Annotated in this window: 12 protein-coding genes and 1 pseudogene; 10 read left to right on the top strand and 3 right to left on the bottom strand. The window is 58.6% G+C overall.

Features of this window, described 5'->3' with window-relative positions; all coding sequences use genetic code 11:
- Nucleotides 1-143 precede the first annotated feature (143 nt).
- The gene (locus HYG82_RS28460) at nucleotides 144-1499 is read left to right on the top strand and encodes a zinc metalloprotease (RefSeq protein ID WP_179260455.1); all 1356 of its coding nucleotides are present in this window, start codon (nucleotides 144-146) and stop codon (nucleotides 1497-1499) included.
- Between the two features lie 114 nt (nucleotides 1500-1613).
- Here HYG82_RS28460 and HYG82_RS28455 read toward each other — a convergent pair whose 3' ends face one another.
- On the bottom strand, nucleotides 1614-1886 hold the full coding sequence (locus tag HYG82_RS28455) for a HalOD1 output domain-containing protein (RefSeq protein ID WP_179260454.1): 273 nt from the start codon (nucleotides 1884-1886) through the stop codon (nucleotides 1614-1616).
- 193 nt (nucleotides 1887-2079) lie between these two features.
- Here HYG82_RS28455 and HYG82_RS28450 point away from each other — a divergent pair, with 193 nt between their 5' ends.
- Together HYG82_RS28450 and HYG82_RS28445 are read left to right on the top strand one after the other, a co-directional pair.
- Nucleotides 2080-2646: an NAD-dependent epimerase/dehydratase family protein gene (locus HYG82_RS28450; protein ID WP_218834209.1), complete on the top strand. Its 567-nt coding sequence runs from the start codon at nucleotides 2080-2082 to the stop codon at nucleotides 2644-2646.
- A 23-nt stretch (nucleotides 2647-2669) separates the two neighbouring features.
- A complete protein-coding gene (locus HYG82_RS28445; RefSeq protein WP_218834208.1) occupies nucleotides 2670-2978 on the top strand; it encodes an NAD-dependent epimerase/dehydratase family protein in 309 nt (102 codons plus the stop codon).
- 110 nt (nucleotides 2979-3088) lie between these two features.
- Here the strand turns inward: HYG82_RS28445 and HYG82_RS28440 are convergent, their stop codons facing one another.
- Nucleotides 3089-3358, bottom strand: coding sequence for a hypothetical protein (locus tag HYG82_RS28440; RefSeq protein WP_179260453.1), 270 nt, complete (start codon nucleotides 3356-3358; stop codon nucleotides 3089-3091).
- 825 nt (nucleotides 3359-4183) lie between these two features.
- Between HYG82_RS28440 and sugE the strand changes: the two genes are divergently transcribed.
- The 7 genes and pseudogenes from sugE (at nucleotide 4184) to HYG82_RS28410 (ending at nucleotide 10739) form a co-directional block, all read left to right on the top strand.
- Nucleotides 4184-4507 carry a quaternary ammonium compound efflux SMR transporter SugE gene (sugE, locus tag HYG82_RS28435; RefSeq protein ID WP_179260452.1) on the top strand — a complete coding sequence of 108 codons (324 nt, stop codon included), beginning with the start codon at nucleotides 4184-4186 and terminating at the stop codon, nucleotides 4505-4507.
- A 1490-nt stretch (nucleotides 4508-5997) separates the two neighbouring features.
- Entirely contained in the window at nucleotides 5998-7068 is a 1071-nt protein-coding gene (locus HYG82_RS28430; protein WP_179260451.1) for an ATP-binding protein, read from the top strand.
- A gap of 645 nt (nucleotides 7069-7713) precedes the next feature.
- On the top strand, nucleotides 7714-7848 hold the full coding sequence (locus tag HYG82_RS44280; protein WP_284145030.1) for a hypothetical protein: 135 nt from the start codon (nucleotides 7714-7716) through the stop codon (nucleotides 7846-7848).
- Entirely contained in the window at nucleotides 7845-8030 is a 186-nt protein-coding gene (locus HYG82_RS28425) for a hypothetical protein (RefSeq protein ID WP_179260450.1), read from the top strand. Before HYG82_RS44280 ends, HYG82_RS28425 begins: the two co-directional genes overlap by 4 nt.
- Before the next feature lie 92 nt (nucleotides 8031-8122).
- Nucleotides 8123-8943 (top strand): annotated as a pseudogene (locus tag HYG82_RS28420) (IS5 family transposase).
- A gap of 287 nt (nucleotides 8944-9230) precedes the next feature.
- Complete coding sequence (locus HYG82_RS28415; RefSeq protein WP_179260448.1) at nucleotides 9231-9746, top strand: pentapeptide repeat-containing protein; 516 nt, start codon at nucleotides 9231-9233, stop codon at nucleotides 9744-9746.
- A gap of 261 nt (nucleotides 9747-10007) precedes the next feature.
- On the top strand, nucleotides 10008-10739 hold the full coding sequence (locus tag HYG82_RS28410) for a hypothetical protein (protein ID WP_179260447.1): 732 nt from the start codon (nucleotides 10008-10010) through the stop codon (nucleotides 10737-10739).
- A 399-nt stretch (nucleotides 10740-11138) separates the two neighbouring features.
- Here the strand turns inward: HYG82_RS28410 and HYG82_RS28405 are convergent, their stop codons facing one another.
- Nucleotides 11139-12401 carry an arylsulfotransferase family protein gene (locus HYG82_RS28405; RefSeq protein ID WP_179260446.1) on the bottom strand — a complete coding sequence of 421 codons (1263 nt, stop codon included), beginning with the start codon at nucleotides 12399-12401 and terminating at the stop codon, nucleotides 11139-11141.
- Nucleotides 12402-12655: the final 254 nt, after the last annotated feature.

Raw genomic sequence — 12655 nt, 5'->3', positions numbered from 1 at the left:
AGGGTTTGGACAGCGGAGTGAAAGTGGTGTGAGAGCGGACTATCCCGCCGCCGAGTTGCGACTCGGGAAACTACTACGTGGTCTTAGCTGTGGGTTTGTGACAGCGGTAATCTAATTACCCTTGTGTTCGTGACGTTCACGAAATGCAACTGTCGCGGTCGGTCGGCAGTCTCGTTGTGGTACTCGGTCTCCTCACGACCGGACTCGTCGGTGGAACGACAATCGTCGATCCCGACGGCGATGGGGTAGCGCCCGTAGCGGAACTCCGCGACGGGACCGCCGTCTTCGGGGCTGATACGGACGGCGATGGGCTCGACGATGGCGACGAACAACGATACGGCACCGATCCGACGGTCAGTGATACGGATGGCGACGGACTTTCTGATGGGCAGGAAGTAGTCGGGCCCGGAACGAATCCGCTCGAGACCGATTCCGATGGGGACGGACTCGATGACGCATCGGAAGTCCGCGACCACAATACCAATCCGACCGCGTCCGATACGGACGGCGACGGGATCGACGACGGCGCGGAGGTCACGGCGTACGGCACCGATCCGAGCGACGCGGATTCGGACGCCGACGGACTCGGTGACGGGGAGGAGGTATTCGACTTCGAAACCGACCCGCTCGCAGCGGATTCGGACGCCGACGGACTGTCCGATGCCGACGAACTCGAGCGGTACGAGACCGATCCAGTGGCCGCGGATACGGACGCTGACGGCCTCGAGGACGGCGCGGAAATTCGGGACCACGACAGCGATCCGCGCGAAGCGGACTCGGACGGGGACGGGCTCGAAGACGGCACGGAAGTTTTCGAACACGGGACTGATCCGACGACATCGGACACGGACGGTGATGGGCTCACGGACGGCGCGGAGAGTCGCCGCCAGGACCTGTATCCCGACGCCGACCCGCTCAGAACCGACATATTCGTCGAAGTCGATACCATGGAACGGACCGAATTCAGGCGTGCGGAAGCCGACCGGATCGTCACCGAATTCGAGAACGCACCCCTCGAGAATCCCGACGGCTCGACCGGTGCGTCTCTACACTTCGTTCGCGACGAGACGATTCCCTGGGCGTCAGCTACCGACGATGGCGATTTGAACGGCCATCGAACGCGAAATTTCGACCGGTTGGACCAGGGTTATCATTACCTGGTCATCGTCGAGAACGTGGCCGGGGATACGGCTGCGACGAATATCGTCGGCAAGGCCGGACTCGGAACGATGATGGTCGAATCCCAGCCCGAACGCGACGAAACGGGCTCGACGGTGATGCACGAACTGGGACACTCGCTTGGATTATCCACCATCGATTACGATGGCATCGACTCCGAAGAGTACGGGTTCTGGCGGTATCGGAGCGTTATGAACTACAACGCGCCGCCCGATTATTACGGGTTTTCGGAAGGAGGATTGACGGGGTTCGACGACTGGGGACACATCCACGACCACATGTACACGCCGTCGACGTCGGCCGTCACCGTCGACCGGTGACTCGTGGTGCCCGCTGTCGGCGTGATCCGCTGACAGAGATACCGTCTTGGAGTGACGACTCGAGACGGCACGATCAATGGCAACCGATGGCCGAGTTCTCTCCACCCGACTCGGCTATCGATCGGGAGCCGTCGACGCTTCCGATTCGGTGGACGCTGCGAGCACGTCCACGTTGCCTCTGCTGTCGATAGAGACCTGGTTCCCGCGGTACGTGAATTCGACCGACCTGACGAGATCACCCGTAGCGCCCCCCGACGGAAACAGTTCGTCGAGCGCGTCCGCATCGACGACTGCGTGAAGCGGCGGCCGCAGTTCGGCAGGGTCGACGTCTTCCTGAGCTGCTACCGCCTGAACGACCCGCATACTGGTTGGCATAGTTTTCGACATATTTCACCCGGCAACGAGGACCCAAATAATACCCTCGATACTTTACTGACGCGCGACTGACGCACGTCTGACTGACGGCACAGTTGCCGCCAGTCAAACCGTTCGGGGCACGTACTGGATCGTGAACCAGACGAGACGTCGCGTTGTATCCTCGTTCCGGGCTGTTTTCACCGCCAATACGGATAGACGGACTATGACGGGAGCGATCGCAGTCACGGGTGGAAACGGCCGTTTAGGACGGTGCGTACTCGCCCGCTTGAACGACGCGGGCCACCGAACGGTCAACCTCTCGCGGAGCAAACGATCTGAGAACCGCTCAGATGACTATCTCACGACCGATCCGGTCAACGCGGGCGAGGTCTACGGCTCGCTCGCGAGAGCCGACGCCGATTCGATCGTCCACCTTGGCATGCTTCCGACACCCGAGACGGCACCGGGATTCCGAACGGTCGAAAGCAAAGCGATGTCCTGCTACTACGTTCTGGAAGCCGCAGGGGAACTCTGGATCGACACGGTGGTGCTGGCCTCGAGTCTCAGCGTCATGGGGGCGGCTACGAATCTGCGCCGATCACCGTCGACTACCTGCCCGTCGACGAAGCGCATCGTCTCACACCGTCGACTCCCTATGGGCTCGGCAAACAGGCGCTCGAGATCGTCGCCGACGGATTCGCTCGCCGATCCGCCGACCGGCCGCGAACGGTCACCTTCCTCCGATTCCCGTGGATCGTCGACGACGACTGCGCTCGCGAGACGTTCGTAGCGGCCGACCGGACCCTGTCAAGATTGCGCGAATCCGGATCGTTCCATACCCAGCGCAACACGCTGTTCTCCTACGTTCACGAATCGGATGCGGCGGAGATCGTCGAGCGGGCCGAGGCGGAGTTCGACGGCCACGAGCGAGTCTGGGTGTCAGCACCCGATACGAGCGCCGAGACGCCCAGCCGCGAAATTGCCGCGGAACTCTTTCCCGACGCAGATCGGAGTGATCTCGAAGGATGCGCTTACGAGGCGTTGATCGACGGTACGAAGGCCGAATCGCTGTTCGACTGGGTGCCGGAACGGGAGCTGGCGCCAACTTCGGTAACGGGGTGAAACTGGTGATCGGATCGACGACTGGTTCGATTGGAGGGGGGACGGTTATCTTATGCATAAATTCGACCGAGACCGCCGGGACACCGCTTTGCAGGACTTCCCCCTTCATTTCACGCGTAACGAGTGGGACCGTCGAGAGCAGCGACCCGACCGTTCTGCGCGTCGGTTCGAATCGTTTCGGCGCACTCGGCGGGCATCAGCTCGTCGGCAACCTGCCCGGCCAACTCGTCCGTCGGAACTTCGCCTTTCGCCACCCTTCCCTGTTCGAGACGGTCGATTCGCTCCCGGAACAGGATGAACTGCTCGAGTCGACCGACCCGATCGTTCAGGTACGGACCCGTCGGCCCACCATATCGGTGAAACGAGTCGAACCTGCACAACGGACCCGTGAGTCGGTCAATTTGCCTCTCCCTCCTCGATTCACTATTCGAGAACTATCGCCGATGATCGCTGTGACGTTCCTTCGGTCGGCACCGACTGAAGTGGGCCGATCACCGTCCTACGACAGGGATATCGTTTCTTTCTGGTCGTGGGTTCACTTTTGTGAGACCGAACTCCCGGCGCGTTATTTGGTGAACGGTGTGCGCGTGCAGTCGCCGTCTCCGGGTGACCGTCGCGGTCGGGTCATCACACTTTGTAGGCGAATCCTAGATTTCAAACCGTGCGAAACTGATCAATTTCGGCGATAGAACCGATTTTGAACGTGTCTGATGGGATTTCAACGACTTGGGAAAATTCCGAAACCGGGTATAGCCTACTCTTTAGGAGGGGAATAATTATGGAGGTATGCATCGTTCCATTACGATGTTGGCATACTCGGTATAGTCAACAGATTGGGGCTCCGTCGACGGGCGCGTGACGTCGCGTCCGATCGGCCGGTTTTTTATATGCAGCGTCATCCGGGTGAATCCGGGGTACGTCCTGCTGCGACGATGAGAGGAGCAGTCACCGTAGCTTTCGGTAGCGGTCGACTGATCACGTGCTGAAGATCGCACTTTCATCGGCGATGGTCGACGGCAGATCGAACGAGGACCTGGTGACTCTCGGGTGACGTCCCACAGTGGCGGTAACCGAACGGCGATCGCGGTTGGCCATCGGCGAGGTGGGGCGTCGAACGGGACGTCCGTACGTTCCGCTGCCAGTCTGTCACAGAACGGCGGATAACGGAAACTATAGCCCGGCCGAATCGGTAGGTGCGAGTCGAAATGTCGTGGTATATTTTGATACTCGCAGGGGTGTTCGAGATCGGCTGGGCGATCGGACTCGAGTACTCCGACGGGTTCTCGAAACCGCTCCCCACACTTGGAACCGTCGTCGCTCTCATCATCAGTATGCTACTTCTTGCGCAGGCAGTGAAAGACCTCCCCGTCGGCACAGCGTATGCGGTCTGGACGGGTATCGGAGCTGTCGGAACCGCCTCCCTCGGAATTATCCTCTTTGACGAACCTGCCACACTCGTTCGGATTCTGTGTATCGGTGTGATCGTCGTCGGTATCGTCGGTCTCCACTTCGCATCCGGCGGTCACTGACTCGTTTCCGGCAGCGATCATTGCGTGGGACCGCAATCGCCGGTATCGGCCAGGACGCAGCGTTGTCGACCGACTGTACCGGCTCGCGTTCAGGTATTGATTTCGATACGGAAATTGCGACGACACGGTGTTTCGCGGATTTGGTTCACGGTTCGATCCCCCGAGATCTTGAGTGCCTACCCCCTGTCGACGGGACGGCTTCGCACGTGGTGAACTTCCACGAACCGGCCGCTCGGTACGGGTCCGTCCTCAGCTCACACAGCGTCGGCTAGAACGCCGATTCGCCCGAACGATGGACACGTCAGTTTGGCCTTGAGGTGACAACGTCACCATCGACGTCGACGCTCACCGCGAATCACAACCCGACGAAGCGCGTCAACGCGACCACCACAGCGGTTTCACCCGTCAGACTCGACGAAGAGATTCATCGAGGACCTCGGTCCTCGCGGTCAGTGACCGTGTCTACTGATCGTTTGGACGGTTTTGTCAAAATACTATTTGAGTGGGCGTTCCGCTGCTGAGTTAGATCGATGCCGACGACAGCGGAACTCGATAAAGGTGTTGCACAGTGTCGGTGCTGCGGAGACGTATACGCCGTACAGATATGGCCTTCCGGCACTGTTCGACCAATTGCCCAACGGAGCGGTTGTTCGTGTGGTTCAACTGATTTTCGGCTCGTTGGCGATCGAAACCAGAGCCGTCGCTCCGCTGGTACACCGACCGACTGAGATATTTCGTCGCGTGATCGGGCCCGCTCGAGGAGTGACCGATCCTCCCATCGATTCGGTCCTCCTTTGCCATCGCTCGCCGATCGTCTTCGTCGGTCGCCTGACAGGGCGGCTGGCTATCTTACTTAGGCAAGAGAATCCAGCCGTAAACGGCGTTGACGTGACGCGAAGCGTCTCGTTCGCACACCAGAACGCTATGCGTTCTGGGGACGGGCGTGAATCGCCGCACGACAGTCTTACGTGTTCGGATATCTGGAAATACTTACCGACGGAAACCAAGAATGATACTTCCGAGTCATCGGGGCAGAAGCGTGACCCCACCAACGGATAGGAGTCCCGGGGGCGTGGCACTCCCAGCAGTGTCGGTCTGTAAACGTACGTTCCCAAATCAGCCGACTTCGGTGGGAAGCCTCGTCGTCGGGCTATGCCCGACTGCCTGCGGGATCTTCGATCCCGCTCCGTTTCCGGCGAGGAGGATGTCACTGGCATCCGTCCGCCGACGTCGGTCAGTTAATTCGCAGGCCTAAACCCGGCCAGACACATTTGCCTCACGTCGTGACGACCCGGCGGTGTCTCCGGAGGCGGAACCCAGACGTCAATACCCGTTTAGACCCCGACTCGGCCGATCATGCGTATCGCAATCGTCACAGCGATGGGCTCGGTCGTCTACTACGGGAGTCTCTGAGCCGATCGACTGCGGGCCAAACCAGTTTGGCATAACCATCATGCACTGATAAACTCCTTCTGTATATACAATAAGAAATGGATAACGAGTCTGTCACACTACCGTCAGTGCTACGAGATCTGAATACGGGAATCACGCTCCACGAAATCGAGACGGGAGCGATTCTCGACGTGAACGAAGCGGTAGAAGAACTATACGGATATTCGACGGCCGAACTCCGGACGATGGCGGTCGAGGATTTCACTGCGCCCTCGACGAAATACACACAAGAGGAAGCCATTCGCCGTATCCAGGCCGCTGGCAGTGGTGATCCCCAGTCTTTCGAGTGGCAGATCGAACGCAGCAACGGGGAGTATCGGTGGGCGAGTGTCGACCTCACGCCGACGACGATCGACGATGGGAAATACGTCATCGCCGAGGTTTGTGATATAACGGTGTACAGAACGCGTGAGCAACTTCTCCGTCTTCTGAATCGAGTCATCCGTCACAATCTCCGAAACGAGATGAATATCCTCATGGGTTATGCCGATCGGATCAAATCAGCGATCGAAAACAACGATCTCCGAGAAGAGGTTGAAACGATCGAATCCATCGCCTCAGAGGTCGGACGGCTGAGTGAATCGATTCACGAGATCGAACATATTGTCGAACCGGCTGCGACCGAGCGGCAGCGAACGAACCTGCAAACGGTCGTTCAAAACCGCGCCGGGGAAATCGAGGCGGAGTATCCAGCGGTGGATCTAACGGTCGACGCGCCGTCTAGCATCTGGGTTACCGCCGACAAAGGGCTTCAATATGCGCTCGATCATGCGCTGGATAACGCGATTACGCACAACGATCTCGAGACGCCGACCGTACGGGTGACGGTGACTGACGATCCCGAAAACGACCGGGGTGTCGTTCAAATCGCCGACGACGGGCCGCCGATTCCAGATATCGAGACCGACGTCCTGGATACAGAAGCAGACGTCCACAGCACCTATCACGGCTCCGGTGTCGGCCTGTGGGTGATGAAGTGGTGTGTCGACTCCCTCGGTGGACAACTCACGTTCGAGGAGAACACGCCGCGAGGCAACATCGTCCGAATATCGCTCCCGAAAGAAAATCCACCTGAATCCGCCACACAGCAGGCGTCCAATCCCGTCTGACTCCATCGATTCCAGTCGCCAGATTTGATCGGTTCCATTTGCGGCCGTCCCGGAGCGAACAGCCCAAACGCGTACACCGGGCCGGCAAACGTCACCGGATATCGACCGGTGCGCCTCCGACCACGCCTCGAGTCGAGCGCGTCCGGGCGGTCGTTCGCGGCACTCGAGGCCGGAGACTTCCGTTCGTCCGGTTGCTGGCCGTTCGGTCGGGACGGCCGCACCGCCCAGCCGAGACGGCTGCACCGTCTGGTCGAGGGCTGTTCTCTGGTCGAGGGCTGTTCTCTGGTCGAGGGCTGTTCTCTGGTCGAAGGCTGTTCTCTGGTCGAGGGCTGCCCGCTTAGTCGGAGACGTGTAACACCGGTCGGTCGAGACGATTACTCAGCTCGGTCGAAATCGGGTGATGGCCGCGGGTGTATGCGAACAGGACCCTCCTCGAGTTGTTTAGTAAGCTATAAGTAACCAATGATAATTACCCAAATTCGAGGCGCAGGACGGCCGATATGAATGAAATCGGCCGGGTGGTGCAACACCCGACCTGCGTCCTCGGACCTATCGAGGACAATGTATACTCAGACACCAACCTACGAAAGAATTTCGGACGCACAGACCGGGAAACCGTCTCGAGAGTCGCTTCTTTGCCGTTTCGTGACTCCCTGCCAATCCGGCGAGCGCCCGTCGCTCTTTCCCGACGACCCGCTCTCACTCGAGGTGTTCGTCTCCGCACCGGTCGGGACGACAGATCCCGCCAGTGCCCGTCGCGAGGCGGGTGAGTTCGCGTGACCGACGGCCACCAGTTCACGCGCGTTCGGCTCGAAGAGGTCCTCGCCGAGGTCGAGACGCTCGACGACCAGCTTCCCGGGCCGATATCGTTGCGAGCGTCGGTCGAAAATATGGAAACCTCGATCGAACTGCTCGAGCGGGTCGACTCCACCTGCAACGTAACGCAGGAGCAGCGTCGCTGACGAGCGCAATTATTCTGTCCGGTACGATTTCGACTTATCAGGCACTGTTGGAATCCGCAGAGAGTTACACGGTCACCCGGTAGTCTGACCGGATGCAGGCCCTCCCAAAATCACGGGTACTCCAGTTCGTTAGGCAGGCATTTCACTTGGCTCGGCGAGCTGTCGCTCGCTACTCTTCGACGTTCTCGAAACGGCGGTACACACTTCACCAGCACATCATCCTGCTGTGTCTCACAGTGCGGAAGAATACGACGTACCGGATGCTGCTTGACGAACTCATCGAGATGCCTCGGATTCGCAGAGCAATTGAACTTGAGGAACTCCCCTCTCCTTCGACGTTGTGTAAGGCGTTCAATCGGCTCGGTATGGCTGTCTGGCGCATCCTGCTCACCCTCTCGGTCACACTTCTCCCAACTAACGGCGTCGTCGGGATCGACGCCTCCGGCTTTGACCGTAGTCACGCCTCAAAACACTACACAAAGCGAACGAAGTTGACGATTCAGCAGTTGACAGTCACACTTCTCGTGGACACGAGAGCGAATGCCATCCTCGATCTTCACGTGACGACAACCAGAACGCACGACTCGAAGATCGCGCCGTCGCTCAGCAAGCGGAATAGCGGTGAAGTAGCGATTTTCCTCGGCGACAAGGGATACGACGACCAGAAGATTCACGCGTTAGCCCATGAAGATGGTGTCCGTCCGCTCATCAAGCACCGAGAATTTTCGTCTCTCCACAAGGCGCGGAACGCTCGACTGGACGCCGACAGCTACGGCCACGTAGTCAGAACGAGACGGAGAACCCTCGCCTCAAACGGAAATACGGCGCATTCATCCGCTCACGACACTGGTGGAAGCAGTTCCGTGAACTCGTTGTCGGCTGTCTCACTCACACCATCGACAAGGCACCCTGAACGTTAGAGATTGGGGAACGATCTAACACGGCAAGCGATGATTTATTCACCGGTTGTCAGAAAATCCGTGCAAGATACAGAGGGCTCGGCACGTAGCGCCTGTTCATTTCGGTGTCGTCTGCTCCACTACGTTCCCGGAACCGCTGAACAGCGTTGGGTCGGTCTCCGCTTCTGGAGTCGTTTGTTCACTATCCGGACCCTGGAGGAGGCAGCTGATATTTCCGTGTCATTGAATTTTCAGACTACTAATATATATACTCAGGCTGTGTACCATGTATCGAGTTCTGATGAAAGCCATTCAATCGATAACTGCCACTGCTGTTGTGCTGATGTTCGTCCTCAGTGTATTCGCAGGCACAGCTGCTGCCGCCCATGACCCAAAAGATCCAGATCACGGCGATCTCTTCCCCGACGCGAACTTCGGCGAAAATGAGAATTTCCCTGGTGCCGACTGGGATGAGAAGAACTTCCCTGGTTCCGACTGGGACGAGAAGAATTTCCCTGGTGCCGACTGGGACGAGAAGAATTTCCCTGGTGCCGACTGGGATGAGAAGAACTTCCCTGGTGCCGACTGGGATGAGAAGAACTTCCCTGGTGCCGACTGGGATGAGAAGAACTTCCCTGGTGCCGACTGGGATGAGAAGAACTTCCCTGGTGCCGACTGGGATGAGAAGAACTTCCCTGGTGCCGACTGGGATGAGAAGAACTTCCCTGGTTCTGACTGGGATGAGAAGAAGTTCCCGGACTCGATCTTCGACGGTGGCGGAAACAATGTCCAGGATGGCCCCGAAATTCAGGGATAACCTATCCGGAAATCGTAACGGGGCTTGACCGAAACACCCCGAATTCTCGACGTAATTCAGTAACTACAGAGCAAGCAGTTACCGAAGCGGCTATTGATCTGTCTGAACTATGCCAGAAGCCGCCTGCTGAATATAGAGGATGAGTTCAGCACGATTATCTCGTTTGTTTCACGACCAATCTATTGAACCAGCCGTTCCGTAGATCTGCATACTGAACAGCCGGTCCCGAAAGCACTTATAGAAGTTTTTGTAGAAGTGAATATGAAGCGACGAGCACTTCTTACTTCGATCACCGTGGGTGCGGCTACAGTCGCTGGTTGTATTGGGAAACTGAATAGGGATGAGAACGACGAACGGAAGTATGAGGCGTGTAACCACAGTGTCCTCAGGTATCGAAACTTGCCGGATGATGTCAAGACTGAGGTTGATACTGCACTCAATGAGGGCCATTACGTGAGCGACGAGCAGTTGCTATGGCAGCAGGTTGCTGGACCAGAGGTGGAGGCGCTCGTGCAGGGAACGAGACACATAGACTCGGACGGGGAGATAGAGGACGACACAGTATTATATGCTCCACAGGTGGACGTTACGAATGGTACCCACATAATCGAGTTTGAGGAGATAACGCCACATCTGACTGTAGTTGAGGTGCCTGAAGTGCCACTACATATCTCGATCACTATCAAATATACAAGTGGAACAATTGTTAAGGAGATAGACCTCCCCATCAAACAGATATATAGTAGTCCAGAAGTATCGCTCCCCCGCGATTATGGGTCATATATAGTGGAGGTTACGGTTGAAGACTGGGGGACAGAGTCGGTGACAGTCCACAGTCCTAAAGACATATCGTTATCTATCAGTGAAAACGATATATCGTTGTCCATCCCTAAAACCGAGGGGATAGAATCGTCTGGTTCAGCTGATGATGAGGCAGAACCGTCAGATTCAGCCGGCAATACATCTCCGGCTGTCTGCCCGTGGGCAACATAAAGAGGGACAGGGAGCTCTTGAATGACTAAGGCGTTTGCTTGGCCTGTATTGAGCGTTCACCTTTCACGTTGGTCGCTCCTCACTCCGTGCTACATTCGCGCTATCTATTCAGCACGACTCTTTGAAGAGATACGCTGATTGGTAGGAATCCCACCGGTCAATAAGCCGACCTACCTAATGGCTGTTTCAGCGGAAAAGGTGTCGAGACAATAGGATTTCAACAGTGCCGCAGAATGCGATCTCTTCTGGGAAGTTATAGATTCGATCGAGCAGATTTCCCCGAGATTGCACAGCTTCTCGAACAACTGCTCGTTCAGTACAGATGAAAAACTGAGTAGCGGGCGCGGCCGATCAGAGTACGGGTTCCAGCGAACGCAGCGACGGCCGCGAAGCGGCCCATCACTCGCCTGATCGCTCCCTCCAGACGAGCGCCAGCCCGATGCCGGCCATCGGAATCGCCGCCGCGATCACGGCGAGGTGCCACGGGCGAAGCCAGTAGGGGACGCGGACGACGTGGGTCAGCGACTCGTGGACCGTGCCGAACAACGGGAGACTGCCGTCGAACGGTGAGAAGTCGTCTCGGTCGCCGGGCGACGGCCCGTCGTCGTGCCCGACAGCGTCACTGTACCTCTGCGCGCCGACTCGCTCGCCCTCCGGGAGGCGGTCGGCCTCGTAGACGAGGTGAGGACCGCGGACGCTCCATGCGGTCGAGCCGTCGGGCGTAACCTCGACGACGCGATGGTGCCGGGAGTCGGCGATTAGTGTGTTGCCGTTCTCCAGACGGTCCGCGTCGCGCGGCCAGTCGAACGCAAGCCCGTTGGCTGATGCTATGCTCCAGGCGATGGACCACTCGTCGTCCTCGCGGTGGAGTTCGACGATCCGTTCGTTCTCGCTGTCGGCCACGAGCAGGGCGCCGTCACCGAGGTACTGGGGGTTGTGCTGGCCCTCGAACAGCACTCGGTCGGCTCGCCCGTCAGCGACGCCTTCGATCACTTCGACGACGCCTTCGCCGCGCTCGATGATCAGTAGTTCGTCGGCGTTCCTGACCGAGACGAGGTATCGGCCGTCGCCGAGCGTATCGACGTCATTTATGTGGAGCCAATCGGTCGCGGTAGGGTCCGCGGGCTCGTCGTACCGTTCGCTGGCGTTCCAGCGCCAGGTGACCGATCCGTTTTCGGCCACGGTGATCAGGCTCTCGTATTCCATATCTACGACGAGGATTTCGCCGGAGGGGAGCCGTTCGATGTCGTGGACCTCGCTGTTGTGGGCAGTCCTCACGGGAACGGTCCATTCGCGGACGACCCGCGGTTCCGGCTTCGGGTCAACGATCTTGAACCCGGTACGGCCGCAGGGCTGATCAAAACGGCCGCAGTCCTCGACGTCTTCGTACGTCATCGCAACGAGGACGGTGCCGTCGTCGAGACGCGTCGCGTCGAACGCCTTATCGCCGACGTCGAGGCTCCAGGCGACGTCGCCGGCCCCGTCGAATGCCGTCACGACGCCGTCGCTCTGCCCGGTGGCGAGCGTGACCCTGTCACGAGGATCGTCGGTCTTCTCTATGGGCGGCGCTACCAGGGCAGTACCGCCGAGTGAGAGCGCGACAGCGGCGACGGCGACGGCAACCAGAGCCCAGCCGACTCGACGGCGGGAGAGTGACCGCATGGTGTGTAGCGCCCACGCCGCAAGTGATAGTCCTTATCGGATACACGGATTATAGTACCCAGAACCAACTGGTCGGCTACGTCGAAACCCACGGGAGTCGGGAGTTCGAGGATGCGCTTTCGGCCGAACGGCGGTCCGGCCTTGCAGTTCTCGCCGCGAGTACGGGTGGGGATCTGCGAGCCATCCCGTCCGACGGCCCGAAGAGACGGAGAAGAGATCGTTCGGTCGGTGTGCTCCCAAAGACAGCCAACCTT

This window comes from Natrinema halophilum (assembly GCF_013402815.2).
GTDB classification, from domain to species: domain Archaea; phylum Halobacteriota; class Halobacteria; order Halobacteriales; family Natrialbaceae; genus Natrinema; species Natrinema halophilum.
This window is presented reverse-complemented; position numbering and strand designations above follow the sequence as displayed.